Below are 19,639 nucleotides of genomic sequence, written 5' to 3'. Positions count from 1 at the left end.
AGCTTATGGCTGCCTTTTTTTATTTGACATACACCAGGGCCCAATAGATCAGCAGGAACTGTAACAGGAATCGCAATACCCATACCCATCGGGGGGCGAGTTTCAGAAAGCGTTTGTCACGAAGCATATACCAGTGAACAGGTAAAAAGGAGAGCAGCATCAAAACGATCCCATAAAGTGCCATCTCTCTTGTTTCGGGAAAAAACAGCAGGATACCCAGCAGGATCTCAGCAAAACCACTGAGAATGATCAGCCATTTATGGGCGGGAAGCCAGGAAGGTATAATCCCTTTGTAGAATTGTGGTTTTATAAAATGCAGGCAGCCGGCAAGTATATATACAACGGCCATTAATGAGAGGTGCCAGGAAATATCATTCATAGGGTTAGCGAAGTTTGGGGTGTTATTAGCTTGGTTATTTACATTTTATATACTCAGACCGTCTGAATCGTTCGGCCTCCCAGTCATCATTTACGGTAAGGTGCCCTACGTTCTCATAACATTTATCCAGCAGGGGTTTCCAGTGATACTGATCTGTGATATCGGTAAAAAGGTTGTCAGAGACCTTTCGGGGGTGGGCTATCCAAAGAATGGCATCCTCCTTGAGTTTATGCAGTACGGTATCCAGTTGCTTCTCGAGTTCATCGATGGTGGTTACAAAGATCAGGGCAAATTCTACCTTGTTGATCTGAATAACCGACTGATAAATCTCGATATTCACCAGCTCAGCGAGCTCTTCGCTGAATCCCGGTGGTTCGTTCAGGATAAGGATTTCTTCCTGGTTTTCGAATTTCAGTTTCTGGAATAAAGATTTCATTGAATAAAGTTACAAAAAAAGCCGCTACGAATAAGCAGCGGCTCCTTTTCAGGTCTTTTGATTTTCAGGGTGCCGGAACTTCTTTACTGTCACCGGTTTTACTGAAAAAATCCTTACCGGGATCGATAAAGCGTACGTTGGTTATGCGTGCTTCCCCGATCTGTTCCCCTAAACCCTCTTCTTCGCTCCAATTATGAAAGGTCCATCTGGTGGCAACCGGAACCCCCTCGATAGTCTCGTAGCCGGTATATCTTATCGCATGGGCGTTTTCTTCAGCCTTTTGAACATCACGCCCTCCGTAGGTCACAATATAGGCTGCCGCGTAGATCAGGTTGGTGCTTTGGTCTGTGTATACCACATACCAGTCATCAGGAGCATCTCCTGTTCCCTTTTCGAAAGTTAATTTGCCGGCGTTACGCATAGCCCCGTCTAATTCGGTTGTTCCCAGGTCTTGCCATTGCGTGCCCGGATCGTTCAGTTTAAACGGTAAGGCAAAAAAATAAGGCCATGTGAAAACATCAAACCTGGCACCTTCGGTTTCTGCGCCTGACGGACTGATATATACTTTTTCACCATCGAACAGAAGGGTGTCTCCTTTTTGCCTGACCATGAGAATACGGTCAGATTCAGGTGTCATGGTAACCGAGGCATCCATTCGGTCTTCGCCTCTAAAGTCAAGATCTATTTCAAAGGAAAGCGCAGTCTTTTTCATCACCTTGTCACGTTGATGAGCGGTTTCCACGGGTTGAGTGAAAGGAGCGATCACTCTTGGCGGAGTTTCCTCTGCCGTTTCGGTCATCTCCCCCTCATGGGTGGTTTCTTTTTCCGCGGGCTGATCTTTACAGCTGATCAGCAATAAAAGTAAAAGCGGATAAATTGATCTCATAGGGTTGGTTTGTTTTGGCGGTTAGTCGTTTCCTTTGTTTCAAATTACAAAAAAAACCGCTTTCAGTTCGAAAGCGGTTTGTTGTAGGGGAATCATCAATTCTTTCCTATTTGATCATGTCATAGCTTCGCTTCACGAAGTTTGTGAGCTCTTCGCCTTTCAGGAGTCCCTGAGAGAGTCTGGCCAGATCAAGCGATTGTTTGATCAGTCTTTCGCGCTTGGCAGCCGTTTTGGTCTGAAGAATCTGGTTCACCAGGTCATGATTGGTGTTGACTACCAGATTGTACATTTCAGGCATATTACCCATACCAAACATACCGCCTCCGGTAGCGCTCATTTCTTTCATTCGTCGCATAAATTCCGGTTGGGTAATGACAAAGGGAGCTGCTTTGCTGTCTAAGGCCTCCAGCTGAATAGTGAATTTCTCTTTAGGAATATTGGTTTCCAACATTTCTTTCAGACTGTCTTTTTCCTCATCATTGAGCTTAGAGACTTTTTCTTCGTCTTTCTTAATCAGGTTATCCAGTGAATCTGAGTCTACACGGGCGAATGAGATATTCTCTTTGCTGCCTTCCAGCTTTTGCATCAGGTGAGCTACTATCGGAGAATCGAGTAACAGTACCTGGTAGCCTTTTTCTTTGGCCTCGCTTATATAGGTGTGTTGAGCGTCTTTATCACTGGCATAAAGAATGACCAGTTTTCCGTCTTTATCAGTCTGGGCCGGTTTGATCTTTTCCTCCAGTTCGCTGTAAGTATAAAACTCTCCGTCAACTGTGGGGTAAAGAGCGAATTTTTCTGCCTTGTCAAAAAACTTCTCATCAGATAGCATTCCGTATTCGATAACGATTTTGATATCGTTCCATTTCTTTTCGAAATCTTCCCGGTTATCGTTGAACAGGCTCTTGAGTTTATCGGCAACCTTTCTGCTGATGTAACTCGAGATCTTCTTCACATTACTGTCGGCCTGAAGATAGGAACGGGAAACGTTCAAGGGGATATCTGGCGAATCGATTACCCCGCGCAGCATGGTCAGGAATTCAGGCACGATACCTTCAACATTATCAGTTACGAATACCTGGTTCTGGTATAGTTGTATTCTGTCTTTCTGAAGATTGAGGTCGTTGGTAAGTTTAGGGAAATAAAGAATTCCCGTAAGATTAAACGGATAATCAACATTCAGGTGTATGTGAAAGAGGGGCTCTTCGAACTGCATAGGGTACAGTTCCCGGTAGAAGTTCTTATAATCGTCTTCCTCTAATTCTGTCGGAGCCTTGGTCCATGCCGGCTCCGGGTTGTTGATGATATTGTCTACGGTTTTCTTTTCTTCTGAAGCCTCATCACCTTCACCTTTGGTGAATGTTTCTTCACGGGTACCGAACTTAATAGGTATCGGCATGAATTTATTGTACTTGCGCAACAACTCTTCTATACGGCTGTTATCCAGAAATTCTTCAGAATCTTCATTGATATGAAGAATGATCTCGGTACCGCGTTTTTTACGGTCTGCTTCGTTTAGGGTGTACTTCGGTGAGCCGTCACAGGTCCAGTGTGCGGCAGGCTCATCTTTAAATGATTTGGTGATGATCTCTACTTTATCAGCCACCATAAAGGCAGAATAGAATCCGAGTCCGAAATGTCCGATGATCCCGCTGTCTTTAGCCTTGTCTTTATATTTTTCTAGAAACTCTTCGGCACCTGAAAAAGCAACTTCGTTGATGTACTTCTGAACCTCTTCGGCTGTCATTCCGATCCCCTGGTCCAGAATGTGCAATTTCTTATTCTCCTTATCGATCTTTACCTCGATCAAAGGGTTGCCGTATTCCACCCCTTCGGCTTCTCCCAGGTCGGTAAGCGCTTTTAGTTTCAAGGTGGCATCAGTTGCATTGGAGATCAATTCTCTCAGGAAGATCTCATGGTCGCTGTATAAAAATTTCTTTATCAGCGGAAAGATGTTCTCTACAGATACATTAATATTCCCGGTTGTCATAAGTATATATTTTTTGTCTGTTCCCCAAGGTTCAAAAAAAATACCATTCTTGAGATCGTGACAACATGACAGCTGAAAGAGTTTTTAAAAATTTAACATCTTTTTTTGTTTAATTATTTGTTTTAATGTTTAAACATTAGTTATATTTGTATTGTCATTATGGGAAGAAAACTATGAAAAAGAATCACAAATTTAAATAAGAATATTCCTGTAATTGGTTTGTTTATTTATTGGTTAGGTTGTTTGGAAAACGCATCAGTCAGATCTGATGCGTTTTCTGTTTGCGTTAAAGTCTGTGTTAATGGTGTTTAATAATTTTATATAAAAGTTAAACATTATTATATTTGACTAAAATATATAACATGGCACCCACCAAAAAAAAGAATGATAAGATAAAGGCGGAAGACATCATGACCGCTTACATGAACCATGTCCTGGAAACGGAAGACCGCCCCAAATCGGTATATCGTTTTTGTAAGGATAATCAGTTCGAAGAGACTGATTTCTATCAGCATTTCGGTTCGTTTGATAGCCTGAGAAAGCAAATATGGCAGGCATTTTTCGATAATGCCATGCAGGCCGCGCAAAAAGATAAAGATTATGCCGGTTACAGTAACCGCGAAAAGATGCTCACCTTCTTCTTTACTTTTTTCGAAGTATTGAAGCTTAACAGAAGTTACATCTTGTATTCTGTAAATGAAGCTGGTGGCAGTCTGAAGCATCTGGAACAGCTGAAAGGGCTGCGCAGGTCTGTAAAGGACTTCGCCAGAGAACTTATAGAGGAAAGGAACGCAGAGAGGCAGATCAAGTTAACACAACGTTCCCCGGAGATATTTTCAGAGGGGGCATGGGTTCAGTTGATGTTTCTGCTGAGATTCTGGCTGAACGATGATTCTCCCGGATTTGAAAAGACAGATGTGGCCATTGAGAAATCTGTCAACACCATTTTTGACGTTTTTGATAATACCCCGCTCGATAATATTGTGGATCTGGGTAAATTTTTATGGAAAGAAACCTTTGCGTAAGGGAATGAAGAAAATCATATGAAAACATTAGATAAGATCCCGAAAGGGAAAATAGAAAGAGCCGGTAAACTGGTGACAACCGGTGCCAAGGTGGGTGGAAACTACCTGAAGTATTACGCCGGAAAGGTCGTAAACCCCGGTCTGAGCAGGGAGCAGCTGGATCAGGATAATGCAGAAGATATTTATGATGGGTTGAAATCACTGAAAGGGAGCGCCCTGAAGGTGGCTCAAATGCTCAGTATGGAAAAAAACCTGCTTCCGCGAGCCTATGTGGAAAAGTTTTCCCTGGCGCAGTTTTCGGTTCCCCCATTATCTGCGCCTCTGGTTCGTAAAACTTTTAAAAAGTATCAAGGCCAATATCCGGAAGAGCTGTTCGATACATTCAGCAAGGATTCGATCAATGCTGCCAGTATCGGTCAGGTTCATAAGGCTGAGCTCAATGGAAAAGAACTGGCGGTGAAAATTCAATATCCCGGCGTCGCTGAAAGCATCAGCAGTGACCTGGCTTTGGTAAAACCCTTTGCTATAAAGATGTTTAATCTTCAGGGTAAAGATTCAGATAAGTATTTTAAGGAAGTAGAGCATAAACTCGTTGAAGAGACCAACTACCTTCTGGAGCTGCGTCAAAGTCAGGAAATCACAGAAGCCTGTGGTCACATACCCGGTCTCCGTTTTCCTAAATATTACAAGGAGCTCTCAAATGAGCGCATCATTACCATGGACTGGATGCATGGAACTCACCTGAGCGACTATGTCAGGAAGGAATTCAGCAGGGAAACCGGTGACCGCCTGGGACAAACCTTGTGGGACTTTTACATGTTCCAGATTCACGGGCTTAAAAAGGTGCACGCAGACCCCCATCCCGGGAATTTTCTAGTAAGTGAAGAAGGTGAACTCATAGCTATAGATTTTGGATGTATTAAAACAGTGCCTGAAGAGTTTTATACTCCCTATTTTGAATTGGCAAAACGTGAGAATCTCGAAAATGATGAGGTATTCCACAAGAAGTTGTATGAACTCGAGATTCTGACAAAAACCGATTCTGATGAAGAGTTAAAGTTCTTCACGGCACTTTTTAAAGAGATGCTGGGTATTTTCACCCTTCCATTTCACAGTGACCATTTCGATTTTTCAAGCGATGATTTCTGGGGAAGGATCGCCGATCTGAGCGAAAGGTATTCAAAAGATCAGCAGATAAGGAAAATGAATGGTAACAGAGGCTCCAAACATTTCCTGTATATGAATCGTACCTTTTTCGGACTTTACAATCTGCTTTACGACCTGAAAGCACGGGTTGATACAGATAATTATAAAAAATACCTCGACTAGCAGGTAATGACAGTAAACAATAAAAAGGGAAACCATTCGGTTTCCCTTTTTTTAATGGAAAATAACACTGTTAATTCGACCCTGCAGGATTTTGATCGATGGTCTCAGGCTTATTTTTGACGTATTTCTCCAGCCATTGATCCTGTTCCCAAAGCATATGCATGATACTTTCCCTGGCACGATACCCATGACTTTCTTTAGGGAGCATTACCAGTCTTACGGTCGCTCCCAGGCCTTTAAGGGCATTGAAATACCGCTCGCTTTGCATAGGGTAGGTACCCGAGTTGTTGTCGGCCTTCCCGTGAATTAGCAGTAAAGGGGTTTTCATCTTATCGGCATGCATAAACGGAGACATACTGTAATACACCTCCGGCGCTTCCCAGTAATTACGTTGTTCGCTTTGAAAGCCAAAAGGAGTAAGTGTACGGTTATAGGCACCACTTCTGGCTATACCGGCAGCGAACAGATCTGAATGCGACAAAAGGTTAGCTACCATAAAGGCACCATAACTGTGGCCGCCCACAGCTACCCGTTCCCGGTCGATATATCCCATAGCGTCTACCGCATCGATTGCGGCTTTGGCATTGGCGACCAGCTGTGTTCTGAAACTGTCGTTGGGTTCTTCTTCACCTTCACCGATGATGGGAAAGGCCGCATCATCAAGAACTACATATCCACGGGTCACCCAGTAAATGGGAGATCCCCAGTAAGGGTAGGTGAATTCATTCGGGTTCTGTGTATTTTGAGAGGCGCTGTTCTTGTCTTTGTATTCTCTTGGATAGGCCCATAAGATCATCGGCATTTTTTCTTTGCTGCTGAGGTCGTAGCCTGTCGGGAGGTACAGGGTACCGCTTAATTCCAGCCCATCGTCCCTTTTGTAGGTGATCACTTCTTTATGTACGTTCTGTATACTGCTGAACGGGTTTTCAAAAAAGGTCAACTGTTGGGGAGCTCGTCTTTTTCTAACATAACGGAAATAAAAATTAGGGTACTCATTCTTAGATTCTATACGAACCATCAGGCGATCGCTTTCGGGTTCATAGTCCAGCAGGTTTTCCTTTTTGTTTTCCAGGGAAGAACGATAGATCCGTTCCTTTTTCTGGGTTTCCAGGTTTACCTTGTCCAGAAAGGGAAACTGACCTTTGGGCGTATATCCCGCTCCGAGCAGGTAGGCATTTCCTTTTTTATCGATATCGATCACCGGCCTTCCGAAAGCGTTGTTTCTGGTAACGAAACTTCCCGGATCACTGTATCGGTCCTGGTAGTTCCTGTCAACGATGATCTCTGCATCTTCAGAAAGATCAGAGGGATTGAAAACATAGACTTTCGTATTGCGGGTGTCCCACCAATAATCATAAGCCACTGCAAAATCGTCATTTCCCCAGCTGATTCCTGAAAATCTGTTTTTCGTTTTCAGTAAGGGAGTTCCTTCACCCGTAAAAGGTGCTTCAAGCTGGTATACCTCATCTCTCCATTCTACTTCCCTGGCGGGGTCTCCACCGTCGAGGGCTTTTGCGTAGATCAGGGTGGCAGGCTTATCATCACGCCAGCTAAAGTCCCGCATTCCTTCTCTTTCTGCCATGAACCCTTTTGGAAGGTCTTCTACCAGCCCTACCTCAAGTACTTTTGAAACAAGGTCTCCGTTGGTGTTGTAAATCGTCGTGGTGAAGGGAAAACGACGATAGGGAACCAGGTAGGAGAACGGTTTATCGACCGTATTTATCATGAGATATTCCCCGTCTGGTGAGAAACTGATATTGTTATACATATCGGCTTCCTTCCAGAGGGTGGTATTGCCATTCAGTTCGACTTTATATAATTCAGAGAGAGCGAGCTGCTCAAAGTTGAACTCATCGTTTGGATTCTTTAACAGGTCCTGATAGGTACGGTTTTGTGCTGTTTTTCCGTCATTGGTCGAAATGGTGGGGCCTGTGGGTACAGCGTTATCTGTATCGATCAGAGGTTTTCGATCTTCAGGTACCATTTTTACCAGGAGGGCAGAACTGTCACCGAACCAATTGACCACGTCTCCCAGGTTGGCGTTTGCTCTTGCCTCTGTAAGTTTTCGTGCTGTTGCCGTTTCAAGGTCAAGCAGCCAGATCTCAACCCCTGTTGAAGCAGTATGCGTAAAGGCGATCATCTTCTCATCGGGTGACCACCTGAAATTGGCGAGTCTCGGATTTTCCGGGAGTCCTGAAATACTTAGTTCCTCCTTATCAGAGGGTTTTTTCAGACTGATGTTGTTGTAGTAACGGGTTCGACTGCCAATATTGGTCTTCGGATTAATACGAAGCCCGGCAAGGCGCAATTCATCTTCAGAGAGGGTAGCGATATCGCTGTAGGCATCCCTGTAGAGCAGTACCATGTGCTGCTCCCTGTCTTCTGTGACAAGCACGGAGGGAGCAAGCGGAGCATCGGCCAGTTCCAGGATGTTTTCGTGTGGTTTTTGATAGGTCAGTTTTTCCTGTGCCTGCAAGGGCATAAGACATAAAAAACCGATCAGTAAAAACAGTATTCTCATTTGATCATTTTGATTTTTGCGGTTAGTAAAAAATTTTTCAAGCTGTAAAATAGTAAAATTACTACTCAGATGTTATTTTTTGGGCTTTTTAAAGCCCGAAGGGCTTACAGAATTCGCGATTATGTGTAAATTGCGCCGCTCATTTTTAAAATATTCGTAGTTTTAAATAAGAGAATTAACTATTTCGCAACAAACAACTAAAGACATGTATAACTCTAAAATCACCGGCCTGGGGTATTATGTGCCCGAGCATGTGGTGACCAATGATGATCTTTCTAAAATCATGGATACCAGTGATGAGTGGATCACGGAAAGAACGGGTATCAAGGAAAGAAGACACGTAAAGGAAGGTGATGGAAATACCACCACAAGCATGGGTGTCAAGGCGGCGAAGATTGCCATGGAACGTGCCGGGGTAGGTACCAAAGATATCGACTTCGTTATTTTCGCTACTCTGAGTCCGGATTATTATTTTCCCGGTCCCGGTGTGCTGGTTCAAAAGGAGCTGGGCCTGGATACCGTGGGAGCACTTGATGTGAGAAATCAATGTTCAGGCTTTGTCTATGCAGTCTCTGTAGCTGATCAGTTTATCAAAACAGGGATGTATCGAAATGTGCTGGTAATAGGCTCTGAGCTGCATTCTAAAGGGCTTGATATGACCACCCGCGGAAGGGGAGTGTCTGTAATTTTCGGTGACGGAGCCGGTGCAGCCATTCTTTCAAGGGAAGATGATACCTCAAAGGGGATTTTAAGCACACACCTGCATTCTGAAGGAGAGCATGCAGAGGAATTGTCGCTGATCGCTCCCGGAATGGGCAAAAGATGGGTGAATGACATACTGAAAGATAATCATCCTGATGATATATCGTATTACCCTTATATGAACGGACAGTTCGTATTTAAAAATGCCGTGGTTCGGTTCAGCGAAGTGATCATGGAAGGTCTGCAGGCCAACAACCTGTCTCCCGCAGATATCGATATGCTTATACCTCACCAGGCGAATCTGAGAATTTCGCAGTTCATTCAGCAGAAATTCAAGCTCAGTGATGACCAGGTATATAATAATATCATGCGCTACGGAAATACCACAGCCGCCTCCATCCCAATAGCTCTGACCGAAGCCTGGGAAGAGGGCAGGGTCAAGGAAGGTGATACGGTGGTACTTGCCGCTTTTGGAAGTGGATTTACCTGGGGAAGCACCATCATAAGGTGGTAGCATTACCTTACCTGAATAAGATAAAAGGCCTGCGGGATTTCCGGCAGGCCTTTTGTTTTTGCTCTGCTCCAGATTTTGTACCTTCATGTTAGAACAGATACCTGAAGGCAGTTATGGCATATATTTATCAGTTGGGAATTGTTCCCTTTTATAGCAAAACCCTGGTTTACGGAACCGTCCTGAAAGGCTCTCATGACCCTGCAGATAATCCGCACGGAACCGTTGCCAATTTTTTTGCGGTGATAGGCAGCTATTTTCAAAAACCTTATGCCAACCGGAAGGTGCTGGTAAAAACTTCAGAAAAGACCTATGAGATCACCACCGATGAGAAGGGGGGCTTTCATTGTTTACTCGACACCCTGATCACAGAGCCTGTTTCTTTCTCAAACAACGACGGCAGTGATATACCGGTGCCTCAGGAATACCCGGTACTTTTTAACCACGAAAACCCAAAAATTTCTGTGATCTCTGATGTGGATGATACCATTCTGGTCTCATATACCCGCAATATTTATAAAAGGGTTAAGACCATGCTTTTCAGATCACCCCGGCGCAGAAAAAGTATCAGCTTCACCCTTCGTATACTACGGGAGGTAGCGCAACGAGAGGGGAGAGTTTATTATGTTTCAAAGAGTGAAGGAAATCTATTCATCATGATCAGTTCATTTTTTATGAACCACGAAGTGCCCAACGGAGCGCTCTTTCTTACGCCCTATCTGCGTTATTCGCAGTTGCTGAATCCAAACAAGGGAAAATTCTATAAGGAACAGCGCATTTCAGAGATTATCGAAAACTCTCCCGGTCAGCATTTCGTTCTTATGGGTGATGATACCCAACAGGATATTATGGTCTATGAGAAAATATCCAGGAAATTCCCTGAACAGGTTCTCAAAATATATATACGGAAAACCTTGCGGGAATTGTCTCCCTCCAAATCTGAAGAACTTGAAAAGCTGGATGCCTCTCCGGTTCCCGTGCATTATTTCTCAGACACCGATGATCCGGAAGACGAAATAAAAGTATTGGACAATATCTAATGAGCTCACCATGAAATTACTCTTAGTTATCAACCCCGTTTCCGGGGGGATCGATAAAAAGCCCTTCACCGACGAGGCGCAGTTACTGTGTGAACGTTATGGCATCGATTATAAAATCATGTATACCTCAGGTGACAAAGATGCACAATCATTGAGAAAGACACTCGACTCTTTCAGGCCCGACAAAATAGCGGCTGTCGGGGGAGACGGCACCATTAGACTGGTCGCTCTTTGTCTGGAGGGAACTTCGTACCCGTTCGGAATTGTACCCATGGGCTCGTCTAACGGACTCGCCAAGGAGTTTTTCGTAAACAGACAACCTATCGATGCTCTGAAAGATATTATCATGTCTTCTCATTATATGTCGCTCGACCTGATAGCGGTCAATGAAGATTACAAATGTCTACATATCGGGGACCTGGGGTTGAATGCTGAGATCGTAGCGGGATTTGACGAAGATGAGGCCCGGGGACTCTCGGTTTATGCCAAGTATATGTTCCGGGAACTGAGAAATTCAGAACCTTTTCAGATTCACCTTAAAACTGATGAGGGTGAATTTGACGAAGAGGTGGTGATGGTGGTGCTGTGTAATGCCCGTCAATTCGGGATCGGACTTACCATAAATCCTGAAGGGGATCCTTCAGACGGAATTTTTGAAATAGTGCTCGTACGTCCTGCTAAAGTCTCTTCTCTTATCAAGGCAGGATTGTCAGGATTTATGGATTACCTGCGGGAGCAGGGACTCGTAAAGACCATCCGTACCCGACAGGCAGAGATTGAATTGGATACCGGAAGACTGTTGCAACTTGACGGAGAAATTGCGGGAGAGTTCCGATCTCTTGATGTACGTATTAAAGAGGGTGCCGTGAAACTGATCTCGACCAGTGATAAGGAATTTTGATCGGAAGAATCTCCCTGACCGGAGAAATCGATTATATTTATACAAAACTTAGCCTTATGTTGATACGAACTTTTTGTCTTGCGGTTTTCACATTGTTATTTCTGGGTTGTTCAGACGATGATACCGATTCAGCCAACCCATTGCTGGGTGCCTGGCAAATGACCGAACAATTAGTGGATCCAGGTGACGGAAGCGGGGAGTTCAGACCCGTCGATACGGGCCGGCGTCTTCGGTTCTACGAAGACGGCGCTTTGGAATCACTGGGAACACTTTGTTTTATTACCACCAATGACCAGGCTTATGCTTTGGGGAACTATAATCTTGCCCAACGTACCATCCAACCCCTGGGTTGTGAAAATTATGATTCCGGAGCCGTGATCAGTTTTGAACTAGACGGTAATACACTCATACTCAATTATCCTTGTATCGAGCCTTGTGCGCAGAAGTATGTGAGGGAGTAGAGAGTAGGGAATGGAGAGTAGAGAATAGGGAATAGGTGATTTTTTAATTTCCTTCTGGATACCATGGGTTTTATAAACCGTGGTACGCATTACGATTTTCAGTGATGATAGTTTTTTATTTCCCTAACCTGGCATAACCGCATACCTGCCTACCGGCAGGCAGGACCGCATAACCGCATAACTGCATAACTGCATCACTACATAACCGAATAACCATCCAACTTATTCCTCCCACATAAACACCTTATCCCAGTCTTTGGCCATATCAACCACAACCCATCCTTTTTCCCGGGCCATATCAAGACCTTTATCCAGCTTTCCAACTTTAGATTCCCGGTCATAAGCACATTCCCTGATCGAATCGGTGTGGTGTACGTAGAGCTGTAAGCTGGGGACTTTACCGGCACTGTATTGAAGCATTTGCAGGTCTCCGTCTGAGTTACCTGCTGCAAATACAGGTACCTTTCCTATAAAACGATTGATCGCTACCGGCTTACCTTCCTTATCATCAAGAAACTCCATATCGGGAAGCCTCTTAATAACCGGTTTTCCTTCCTGCACTGCGAAAGCTGATTTTATACTGCTGCCGATAACGTGAGAAGGGGGCGTGCCATATACATCTTCTACCCAGGCACGCATAAATTCAATGCCGCCTCCGGAAACGATATATGTTTTAAAATCATGTGCTTTCAGGTAATCGATTAATTCCAGCATGGGTTGGTATACCATTTCTGTGAAAGGGCGATCGGTTTTCGGATGTCTGGCTTTGGCCATCCAGTCATTGACAATATTTCTGAATTCTTCCGCCGTGGTATCTGAATGAGTAGCCATTATGATCTTAAACAACTCTTTATGACCTATTTGAGACAGCGTTTCCATATCGTTTTCTAAAATAGCTTTGAAGGGTTGCTCGTTCTGCCATTCTGGATGTTCATCGGCCAGATCTTTCACCCGGTCAATGGCAAACAGCAGCTGGAAATACACCGGTTTTTCGGCCCATAATGTCCCGTCATTATCGAAAACGGCAATGCGCTGGGATACCGGGATAAACCCTGAGTCGCCTTCAGTGGTGGCCTTCCTGACGAACTCCATGATCTGCTGCTTGGCAGGCCCCTCGTTCCAGGAGGGTAATAATGCGATCTTTTCTGATCCGGGAGATTCAGCGGGATTGGCAGACTGTTTCTCCGGCGACTTGCAACCATATATGTAAAGGATCAATAATATGGACAGGAGTTTTATGAGTTTCATACTTGTTGACAATTAAGTAAAAAGGAACAGCGTTTCGGCTGTTCCTTTATAAATTGAAGAATGTGTATTAATTACTTCCGGCATTACTCAGCTTTTTCTGGATGCTGCTGAGGTTAAATGATCCCGGTTCCTGACTGGGTGGATACTCCTGCATGGTTTGCAGAAACTTTCCGGCCATAGTTTGAATAGGCACGAGTATAAAAGCCCTGTCCAAAAGCCAGTCGTAATAGGTGTTTGAATTGTGTTGTGCTTTTTCGAAGGGATCTCTTCGTACATTGAATAACTGGGGCACCCGAACTTCAACAAAGGGTTCAACCCAAACTCCGAATTTCTCGCCCCGGTTTTCCATGAAGACTACTTTCCAGTCATCATAGCGTGCAGCGACGATCTGCCCGTCATCGTTCACATACCAGAACTCAGAACGGGGAGATTTGTCGGTTTCTCCTTTCAGGTAGGGATTCAGATCGTAACCATCGATATAGTTTCTGTAATTCCGCCCGATAAGGGTGGTACCGTTCATAATCTTCTCTTTCATATTGGGATCACCTCCTATGGCTGCAAAAGTGGGGAGCCAGTCTTCATGTGCCACGATCCCGTTAAGGGTCACTCCTTGCTGATATACACCGGGCCATCTTACGAAGGCAGGTACCCGATAGGCCCCTTCCCAATTGGAATTCTTCTCACTTCTGAAAGGAGTAGTTCCCGCGTCGGGCCAGGTGTTGTAGTGCGGACCGTTATCAGTGGAATAATAAACAACCGTATTATCGGCTATACCCATTTCATCGAGCAGATCCAGCAACTGGCCAACGTGCATGTCGTGTTCGACCATTCCGTCTGAATATTCATCCTGTCCTGAAATCCCGATATGCTCGTCTTTCACATGTGTTCTGAAGTGCATACGGGTACCGTTCCACCAGACAAACCAGGGTTTACCGGCTTCTTCATGTCTTTTGATAAAATCAATGGCGGCTTCCAGGGTTTCTTCATCGATAGTCTCCATTCTTTTCTTAGTGAGGGGGCCGGTATCTTCTATTCGACCGTCGGCGTAAGTATGCAGCACGCCTCTTGGGCCATAGGTCTCCAAAAAGGTTTTTCCGTTAGCAAGCTTCATGTCAGCCGGGTAATCCCTGTTTTCAGGTTCTTCTTCTGCGTTAAGATGATACAGATTGCCAAAAAATTCATCGAAACCATGATTGGTAGGGAGATGCTCATCACGGTCACCCTGGTGGTTCTTACCGAATTGCCCGGTGGCATAACCCAGCCCTTTCATCACAGCCGCAATAGTGACATCGCTTTCCTGCCAGCCTTGTTCTGCGCCCGGAAGACCGACTTTGGTCATGCCCGTACGCACCGGAACGGCTCCGCTGAGAAATGCAGCCCTGCCGGCCGTACAGCTTTGCTGCCCGTAATAGTCGGTGAAACTAACCCCTTCTTTAGCGATACGGTCAATGTTTGGTGTTTTATACCCCATCATCCCACGGTTGTTGTGACTGATGTTCCAGGTGCCGATATCATCGCCCCAGATAACCAGGACGTTGGGTTTGTCGTTATTCTGCGCACGAAGCCCGTAAAGGGCCGTCACCAGCAAAAAGGAACAAATAAGGATTTTTGATTTCAACATGTTCAAGTGAGTTTAGTTAAATGATTTTCTTAAACATCACTTAGCGAAGGGAATAGTCTTAGGGAGAAATTAGTCAGCGGTAAAAATATAGTAATCAGCGTGTTAGGTGTGTCAATTGTCGATTAAAAACAAAAACCCGGGACGATCGGCCCCGGTTTTTTCTTATCATATTCTGAATAAAGCCTATTGCCGGGCTTTGTTTATGAATTCCTCTACTACATTTGACATATCAAAAGATTTACCCCCCTGTACCGGTGGATATTCAGCCAAAGTTTTGAGGTGAGCGGCCATGAGTTCTCCCATAGGCTGAATCAGCCACGATACCTTTTGCATCAGGTGCCCGTAGGCATCAGGGCTGTCATAACTTTCATAGGGATCCATTCTGATATTGAACACCAGGGGAACGGTTCTGGGTATCACATTTGCGTAATAGTCTTCTTTGGTTGAGAAATGAAATTTCCAGGGACCCATTCGTACCGCTGTTAATTTACTTTCGTAATAATAAAAGATGTGATTGCGTTTAGATTCATCTGATTCACCTTTCCAGTAGTCCAGGTTATCCAATCCGTCGATATACTGGTTCGACTCACTCATGATCTTATCAGCAACATTTTCTACGCCCGCAGCAGAAGCCAGGGTTGTGAACAGGTCCATATGACTCTGAATGCCATTCAGTTCCTGACCTGCAGGAATGACCCCGGGCCATCTGACCAGGCAAGGTACCCTAACGCCTCCTTCATAGGTGGTCATTTTTTCACCCCGGAAGGGGGTGGTTCCACCGTGAGGCCAGGATGAATGCTCCGGGCCGTTATCTGTGCTGTAAATAATTATAGTATTTTCAGAGAGACCCATTTCATCCAGCTGATCCAAAACGTAACCGATATCTGAATCATGTTGCAACATTCCGGCTCCATAGTAATCGGCTTCAGTGGTATATTTTTCGACTTTTTCCAGCCACTTATCTTCTATACGGGTGTATAGGTGCATCCTGCTGGTGTTGAGCCAGACAAAGAAAGGTTCACCATCTTCCTTGGCGCGATCCATGAATTCCAGGGCCTTCGGAATAACCTCTGCCCGGTCGAAATTCTTCATTCTTTCCTGGGTTAACGGACCGGTGTCTGTAATGCGCTGTTTTCCCACCACTCCGAATCGTTCATCTTCTGTGTTGTCCATTTCATTTGTAGCGAAAGAATGGATCACTCCGCGGGTACCGAACTTTTTTTCATATTCTTCGAGGGACCCGGAATAGGCTTCTCCGAAATTCTGATAATCCCGCTGTTCTGCTTCTTCCTGGGTATTCAGGTGATAAAGGTTCCCGAAGAATTCATCAAAACCATGGTTGGTGGGAAGGTGTGAGTTTCTGTCGCCCAGGTGATTCTTACCAAAGTGACCTGTGCTGTAACCTTCAGCCTTTAATACTTCTGCCAGGCTGGGAGATTCTTCCTGAAGTCCGAGTGCGTCGCCTGGTTGTCCGACGGTGGTCATACCTGACCTGATCGGGTACTGCCCGGTAATAAAGGCTGCTCTTCCCGCTGTACAGGAGGGCTGGGCATAGTGATCGGTGAAGATGATGCCTTCTTCGGCGATTCGATCGATATTGGGTGTCGTATAGGCCATTACGCCATGTTCGTAAGCGCTGACATTCGTCCAGCCGATATCGTCTCCCCAGATCACAAGGATATTGGGCTTTTTGTTGTTCTGTGCATAAAGTTCCTGGCCAAACGGCATAAGAAAGCACATGATTAGAAGAAAACTGAGTTTTTTCATGTGATAATTAAGTTGGTGATTAACAATTTTTTTATAAACAGAAACAGGAAAGTTGGAGTGAAGATGTAGGGATATTAAACGACTAGAAGTCAATAGTTTAAAAATATGCAAATAATTCCTATTTTAAAAAAAAAGTCATTACACCTAAGTTTCCCTTGTTTATTTCCGGAATTACGGGTGCCCGGTAAGATAAAATGATGGTAAAAAAATAAAATCCCGGAACTTCTTGTCCCGGGATTTCTCTTAATAACCAACCTTAACACTAACCATCAACTATTATATTTCGGCCGGTCATCAAGTTTATCCTGTTATATTTAGAGGATGCCTCCGCCACCATCTTTGGTGCGGTCATCCCGGTTTTTTCTTCGCAAAGCTGCATTTTTACCACTTCCGAAACGGTAAGACAGCCCCAGGAAAACGGTTCGGCTTTCCCAGTTGAATTGTCCTCGCTGGGCGTAGGGTCGATCGGTATCAAAGCCCCACTGTGCAGTATTAAAGATGTCATTGAAATTAAGGCTGAAGGTCCCATCTCCCTCTGCAAAACTGTATCGGGCTCCGGTATTGACGAAGTACATGGCTCGCTGGTCTACCTGCAGGGTTTCATTTGCTCCGCGATAAAGGCCGAAAATGGTAAAGGTAAGTTTCTCGGTAGCCTTAAAATTATTGTTCATGCGCAGGTTCAATATATTGTTATCTACAGTGATCTCATCGGTTACTATATCATCAGCAGTAGGGTCTGCTACCCCCGCTCGCAGCCTTTCGGTCAGTCCGCGTTGGGTTTGCGCAAAATATTCAGCACTGGCATTGATGCTCCACCAGCTGGTAGGCTTCAGGTTGGCCGACATTTCAAATCCATAGGCCTGGGTGTCCTGAAAATTATCCCATGTGAGTATCTGTTTGGTCACATCCTGTCGATCGATAAATACGGCCCGGTTTATTTCGTCTGCTATATTCCTGAAGAATGCGCCAAGGGTAATACTTCCAAGCTTTTCAAATCTGTGGGTATAATTGGTTTCAAAAGAATTGGTGAACTGGGGCAGCAGGCTTTCATTTCCGAAGGAGGAGAGAAGCGGGGTGCTCCATTCCCTTATAGGATTCACCTGTTGTAATCCCGGTCTGTCAACCCTCCTGCTGAAACTTACCTGATATTGGTTCTTTTCTGAAGGTGTATAGGTAATAAATGCTGAGGGATATAATTGGGTGTATTCATCGGTAAAACTTCTCACACTGTTGGTGTCGGCTTTCACTTCTACGGTTTCGAAGCGGGCACCTACCTGGTAGCTCCATTTATCGAAGTTCTGACCCCAGGTGGCATAGGCTGAATATATATCCATCCCGTATACGAAATCGGTGCTGGGAGTGGGTGCCAGTTGTCCCCCGCTGTTGAAGGTTAATCCTGTGGAAGAGTAGTCAACGTCGGTTTCGAATACCCTGGCTTCCAGACCCAGTTCAAGTTTGGTCTTTTCACCGATTGGGTTCACATAGTCAAGATTTACGATGGTCTGGTCCCGCTCGGTATCGACAAAATCCATATAGTCAGGAATGGTGCTGGCCCCTGAAAAATTAAAGTCGGCATCCTGCTCGCTGGTAAAACGGCTGTAATCTGCTTCCAGCTCTATATTGTGACCGTCTTTGGCAAAGTCCAGTTTGTAGTCGAAATTATACTGTTCGTTCAGGTTGTTCTCATCGAACAAGAATCGTTGAGTGATATCTGCGACCATGGGATCAAAACTTACGATATCGGTGATACCACGCCCAAGTCCGTCGAACTGGTTCTGATTGGTGAAGAACGAGATGGTATTCTTTTCATTCAGGTAAAAGTCGACCCCCAGTTTATAGAGGTGTGATTTGTTGTTATTAAGGAATTCGAATAACTGAAACTGGTTCTCATTGAAATCGGGGGTGGCGGGGTCATCCAGTCGTTCGATCTGCCCGTCGTTGTAATACTTTCCGATATTGTTACCATAACTTCCGTAGAAATTGAATTTTCCGTTTCGGTAGTTCAGGTCAACCGATGAGTTGAATTTGGCTTCCACCTCATAGGCAAACCCCAGGTTAATATTTCCGTTAAAACCTATGTTGGCATTTTTGTGCAATACAATATTAATGATCCCGCTCATTCCTTCTGGATTGTATTTGGCTGAGGGGTTCGTGATCAGTTCTATCGATTTTATGGAGGTAGAGGGAATTTGACGTAATAGCTGAGCCACCGGTACATTGGTGAGTTTCCCGTCGACCATGACCCGAACATTGGAGTTTCCTCTCAATGAGATGTCTCCTGATTGCTGGTCAACGTTCACAGACGGGATATTGGTCATTACATCGGCCGCTGTCGCACCCTGGGTGGTCAGGTCCTTTCCGACATTGATCACTTTTCGGTCGATCTTTTGTTCGATGGTAGAGCGTTCAGCGACAACATCGACACCTTCGAGTTCGGTCACATTCTCGATCAGACTGATGGTGCCCAGATCGATCTTTCTTTCTGAACGGGAGATCTCAATTTCTTTACTGAAGGTCTGGTACCCGATAAACTGTACCTCAAAGACATGAATACCTTCTTCGATGTTTTTAATTTCAAAACTACCATCATCAGCGGTGATGCTTCCGGTAAGGGTACTGTTGTCGGCTTTTGACTTGATCACAACCGCAGCATAGGGTACGGGTTCTTTAAGGTTGAAGTCAATAACTTTTCCGGTGACGACGCCGATTTTGGCTAAAGAGAGGTCAGGTGCGGAGTTCTGTGCCTGCAGGTTTATGATAACCGTGCACAGCAGTAAAAACATAACTGTTCGTTTCATTGATTGATGGTTGTTTTTGATTGATGA

15 protein-coding genes are annotated in these 19,639 nt (G+C 44.8%); 6 read left to right on the top strand and 9 right to left on the bottom strand.

Annotated elements, in window-relative coordinates; genetic code table 11:
- Positions 1–19: 19 nt before the first annotated feature.
- The 4 genes from K7R10_RS03725 to htpG all read right to left on the bottom strand — a co-directional run bounded on the left by K7R10_RS03725 (position 20) and on the right by htpG (position 3,688).
- Complete coding sequence (locus K7R10_RS03725; protein ID WP_224483341.1) at positions 20–379, bottom strand: DoxX family protein; 360 nt, start codon at positions 377–379, stop codon at positions 20–22.
- Positions 380–413: 34 nt separating this feature from the next.
- Positions 414–815, bottom strand: coding sequence for a hypothetical protein (locus K7R10_RS03720; protein ID WP_224483340.1), 402 nt, complete (start codon positions 813–815; stop codon positions 414–416).
- 64 nt (positions 816–879) lie between these two features.
- A complete protein-coding gene (locus K7R10_RS03715) occupies positions 880–1,701 on the bottom strand; it encodes a heat-shock protein Hsp90 (RefSeq protein WP_224483339.1) in 822 nt (273 codons plus the stop codon).
- A 106-nt stretch (positions 1,702–1,807) separates the two neighbouring features.
- Positions 1,808–3,688 (bottom strand): molecular chaperone HtpG, encoded by a 1,881-nt coding sequence (htpG, locus tag K7R10_RS03710; RefSeq protein WP_224483338.1) that lies wholly within the window; start codon positions 3,686–3,688, stop codon positions 1,808–1,810.
- A gap of 362 nt (positions 3,689–4,050) precedes the next feature.
- Here htpG and K7R10_RS03705 point away from each other — a divergent pair, with 362 nt between their 5' ends.
- Positions 4,051–4,713, top strand: coding sequence for a TetR family transcriptional regulator C-terminal domain-containing protein (locus tag K7R10_RS03705; RefSeq protein ID WP_224483337.1), 663 nt, complete (start codon positions 4,051–4,053; stop codon positions 4,711–4,713).
- A gap of 18 nt (positions 4,714–4,731) precedes the next feature.
- Positions 4,732–6,042, top strand: coding sequence for an ABC1 kinase family protein (locus K7R10_RS03700; protein WP_224483336.1), 1,311 nt, complete (start codon positions 4,732–4,734; stop codon positions 6,040–6,042).
- Between the two features lie 70 nt (positions 6,043–6,112).
- Here the strand turns inward: K7R10_RS03700 and K7R10_RS03695 are convergent, their stop codons facing one another.
- A complete protein-coding gene (locus K7R10_RS03695; protein ID WP_224483335.1) occupies positions 6,113–8,563 on the bottom strand; it encodes a S9 family peptidase in 2,451 nt (816 codons plus the stop codon).
- A gap of 205 nt (positions 8,564–8,768) precedes the next feature.
- Here K7R10_RS03695 and K7R10_RS03690 point away from each other — a divergent pair, with 205 nt between their 5' ends.
- From K7R10_RS03690 to K7R10_RS03675, 4 genes are all read left to right on the top strand, one after another.
- Positions 8,769–9,779 (top strand): 3-oxoacyl-ACP synthase III family protein, encoded by a 1,011-nt coding sequence (locus tag K7R10_RS03690; RefSeq protein WP_224483334.1) that lies wholly within the window; start codon positions 8,769–8,771, stop codon positions 9,777–9,779.
- A 113-nt stretch (positions 9,780–9,892) separates the two neighbouring features.
- Entirely contained in the window at positions 9,893–10,816 is a 924-nt protein-coding gene (locus tag K7R10_RS03685; RefSeq protein WP_224483333.1) for a phosphatase domain-containing protein, read from the top strand.
- Positions 10,817–10,826: 10 nt separating this feature from the next.
- Positions 10,827–11,717, top strand: coding sequence for a diacylglycerol/lipid kinase family protein (locus tag K7R10_RS03680; RefSeq protein WP_224483332.1), 891 nt, complete (start codon positions 10,827–10,829; stop codon positions 11,715–11,717).
- Between the two features lie 56 nt (positions 11,718–11,773).
- Positions 11,774–12,178, top strand: a complete 405-nt coding sequence (locus tag K7R10_RS03675; protein WP_224483331.1) for a hypothetical protein — start codon at positions 11,774–11,776, stop codon at positions 12,176–12,178.
- Positions 12,179–12,400: 222 nt separating this feature from the next.
- On the opposite strand, the gene K7R10_RS03670 is transcribed toward K7R10_RS03675, so the two are convergent.
- The 4 genes from K7R10_RS03670 to K7R10_RS03655 all read right to left on the bottom strand — a co-directional run bounded on the left by K7R10_RS03670 (position 12,401) and on the right by K7R10_RS03655 (position 19,612).
- Positions 12,401–13,426, bottom strand: a complete 1,026-nt coding sequence (locus tag K7R10_RS03670) for an HAD family hydrolase (protein ID WP_224483330.1) — start codon at positions 13,424–13,426, stop codon at positions 12,401–12,403.
- A 67-nt stretch (positions 13,427–13,493) separates the two neighbouring features.
- On the bottom strand, positions 13,494–15,047 hold the full coding sequence (locus tag K7R10_RS03665; protein WP_224483329.1) for an arylsulfatase: 1,554 nt from the start codon (positions 15,045–15,047) through the stop codon (positions 13,494–13,496).
- 183 nt (positions 15,048–15,230) lie between these two features.
- Positions 15,231–16,814, bottom strand: a complete 1,584-nt coding sequence (locus tag K7R10_RS03660; protein WP_224483328.1) for an arylsulfatase — start codon at positions 16,812–16,814, stop codon at positions 15,231–15,233.
- Between the two features lie 314 nt (positions 16,815–17,128).
- A complete protein-coding gene (locus tag K7R10_RS03655; protein WP_224483327.1) occupies positions 17,129–19,612 on the bottom strand; it encodes a TonB-dependent receptor in 2,484 nt (827 codons plus the stop codon).
- Positions 19,613–19,639: the final 27 nt, after the last annotated feature.

The organism is Robertkochia aurantiaca (assembly GCF_020166495.1).
Classification (GTDB): domain Bacteria; phylum Bacteroidota; class Bacteroidia; order Flavobacteriales; family Flavobacteriaceae; genus Robertkochia; species Robertkochia aurantiaca.
Note: the sequence above shows the minus strand (reverse complement) of the source record. Positions and strands in the feature narration are given on the sequence as shown.

Bases quoted from the DNA above. Each gene is read 5' to 3' on its own strand.
- K7R10_RS03665 (WP_224483329.1), bottom strand. From the start codon at position 15,047: ATGTTGAAATCAAAAATCCTTATTTGTTCCTTTTTGCTGGTGACGGCC.
- K7R10_RS03725 (WP_224483341.1), bottom strand. From the start codon at position 379: ATGAATGATATTTCCTGGCACCTCTCATTAATGGCCGTTGTATATATA.
- K7R10_RS03720 (WP_224483340.1), bottom strand. From the start codon at position 815: ATGAAATCTTTATTCCAGAAACTGAAATTCGAAAACCAGGAAGAAATC.
- K7R10_RS03655 (WP_224483327.1), bottom strand. From the start codon at position 19,612: ATGAAACGAACAGTTATGTTTTTACTGCTGTGCACGGTTATCATAAAC.
- K7R10_RS03675 (WP_224483331.1), top strand. From the start codon at position 11,774: ATGTTGATACGAACTTTTTGTCTTGCGGTTTTCACATTGTTATTTCTG.
- K7R10_RS03690 (WP_224483334.1), top strand. From the start codon at position 8,769: ATGTATAACTCTAAAATCACCGGCCTGGGGTATTATGTGCCCGAGCAT.
- K7R10_RS03700 (WP_224483336.1), top strand. From the start codon at position 4,732: ATGAAAACATTAGATAAGATCCCGAAAGGGAAAATAGAAAGAGCCGGT.
- K7R10_RS03670 (WP_224483330.1), bottom strand. From the start codon at position 13,426: ATGAAACTCATAAAACTCCTGTCCATATTATTGATCCTTTACATATAT.
- K7R10_RS03680 (WP_224483332.1), top strand. From the start codon at position 10,827: ATGAAATTACTCTTAGTTATCAACCCCGTTTCCGGGGGGATCGATAAA.
- K7R10_RS03705 (WP_224483337.1), top strand. From the start codon at position 4,051: ATGGCACCCACCAAAAAAAAGAATGATAAGATAAAGGCGGAAGACATC.
- K7R10_RS03715 (WP_224483339.1), bottom strand. From the start codon at position 1,701: ATGAGATCAATTTATCCGCTTTTACTTTTATTGCTGATCAGCTGTAAA.
- K7R10_RS03695 (WP_224483335.1), bottom strand. From the start codon at position 8,563: ATGAGAATACTGTTTTTACTGATCGGTTTTTTATGTCTTATGCCCTTG.
- htpG (WP_224483338.1), bottom strand. From the start codon at position 3,688: ATGACAACCGGGAATATTAATGTATCTGTAGAGAACATCTTTCCGCTG.
- K7R10_RS03660 (WP_224483328.1), bottom strand. From the start codon at position 16,814: ATGAAAAAACTCAGTTTTCTTCTAATCATGTGCTTTCTTATGCCGTTT.
- K7R10_RS03685 (WP_224483333.1), top strand. From the start codon at position 9,893: ATGGCATATATTTATCAGTTGGGAATTGTTCCCTTTTATAGCAAAACC.